General features: G+C 54.2%; 2 protein-coding genes. One reads left to right on the top strand and one right to left on the bottom strand.

Annotation, left to right across the window (positions count from 1 at the left end; genetic code table 11):
- Positions 1–48 precede the first annotated feature (48 nt).
- Positions 49–651 carry a glutathione transferase GstA gene (gene gstA / locus EHN07_RS20415; RefSeq protein WP_124025828.1) on the top strand — a complete coding sequence of 201 codons (603 nt, stop codon included), beginning with the start codon at positions 49–51 and terminating at the stop codon, positions 649–651.
- A gap of 41 nt (positions 652–692) precedes the next feature.
- On the opposite strand, the gene pdxY is transcribed toward gstA, so the two are convergent.
- Positions 693–1,553 (bottom strand): pyridoxal kinase PdxY, encoded by an 861-nt coding sequence (gene pdxY, locus EHN07_RS20410; RefSeq protein ID WP_124025827.1) that lies wholly within the window; start codon positions 1,551–1,553, stop codon positions 693–695.
- Positions 1,554–1,590: the final 37 nt, after the last annotated feature.

The raw sequence follows: 1,590 nt of genomic DNA, 5'->3' as shown, positions 1-1,590 counted from the left end.
TTCTTTGTCAGCAATCCCGGTGTTTTAGCGCCCCATAGGAGTTCAGTAATGAAACTGTATTATAAAGCTGGTGCCTGTTCCCTCTCCCCACATATCATCCTGCGCGAAAGCGGTATTGATTTCTCACTGGTCAATGTCGATCTGGCCACGAAGAAGACCGAAGCGGGAGATGATTATCTTGAGATTAACGCGAAAGGCCAGGTTCCGGCGCTGCTGCTCGATGACGGCTCTATGCTGACCGAGGGCGTCGCCATCGTGCAGTATCTTGCAGACAAAGTACCGGATCGCCAGCTACTCGCCCCGGCAGGCAGCATGACGCGCTATCACACCCTCGAATGGCTGAACTACATCGCCACCGAACTGCATAAAGGTTTCTCTCCGCTGTTTAATCCAGCCACTCCTGACGCGTTCAAAACCACGACTCGTGCGGCACTTGAGAAGAAATTCAAATACGTAAATGAAGAACTTAATGACAAGCAGTGGCTGATGGGGCTGCGCTTTAGCGTGGCGGATGCCTATCTGTTCACCGTTCTGCGTTGGGCCCAGGCGCTGAACCTCAATCTGCAAGGATTAAGCAATATTGATGCATTTATGGAGCGTATGAAAGCGCGTCCGGCCGTCGCCGCGGCTTTAACTGCGGAAGGGATTTAAATCGCAAGGCGGAGGCGCGAAAGCGTCATCCGCCTGTTTTATTACAGTTTCACCGCGGTGAAATAGTGCTCAGGCTTCGCTATTCCTTCCTGGGCCGCCACCAGCTGCAGTTCGTACTCCGCCATTCGCTTCGTCACGACCATGACGTCATACACCGCGGCGGTCACATGCTCCAGCGCTTCGCGAAGAGTGGCTCCCTGCAATAATTTCACCAGCAGCAGGCCGCTGGTCACATCCCCCACGCCAACCGGTTGACGCTCGCCAAAATCGACCAGAGGGCGGTGAATATGCCAGGCTTCGTCTGCCGTTACCAGCAGCATTTCAAAGCGATCCTGCTGATAAGCCGCACGCGCCAGGTGTTTCACCAGCACGATTTGCGGACCTTGCGCGATAAGTTCACGCGCCGTGACAACCGCCTCTTCAACCGTATTCACCGCATGGCCGCTCAGGATTTCAAGCTCAATCAGGTTTGGGGCAATAATGTCGCTGGCAGGCATTGCGTAACGCGTATGGAATTCGGCAACGCCCGGCGCGACGATACAGCCCTTTTCAGGATGGCCCATAACCGGGTCACAGAAATATTTCGCCTGCGGATTTTGTTCTTTCACTTTGCGCACGATGGAAAGAATATGCTCGCCCTGTTCCGCAGAGCCAAGATAGCCGCTCAGCACCGCGTCACAGCGTTTAAGCTGGCCGATATCGGCAATGCCCTGCACAATTTCACTGAGATGGCTGGCAGGCATCACGCTGCCGGTCCATTTTCCATATTGGGTATGGTTAGAGAACTGAACCGTGTTCAGTGACCATACGTTGGCGCCCAGACGGCGCATCGGAAATTCGGCGGCACTGTTGCCCGCGTGGCCGAAAACCACGTGGGACTGAATGGCAAGAATATTTTTCATTTCTCTACTCGGGATACTCTGGGGATATATCGCAAAA

Source organism: Buttiauxella warmboldiae (assembly GCF_003818135.1).
Classification (GTDB): domain Bacteria; phylum Pseudomonadota; class Gammaproteobacteria; order Enterobacterales; family Enterobacteriaceae; genus Buttiauxella; species Buttiauxella warmboldiae.
Note: the sequence above shows the minus strand (reverse complement) of the source record. Positions and strands in the feature narration are given on the sequence as shown.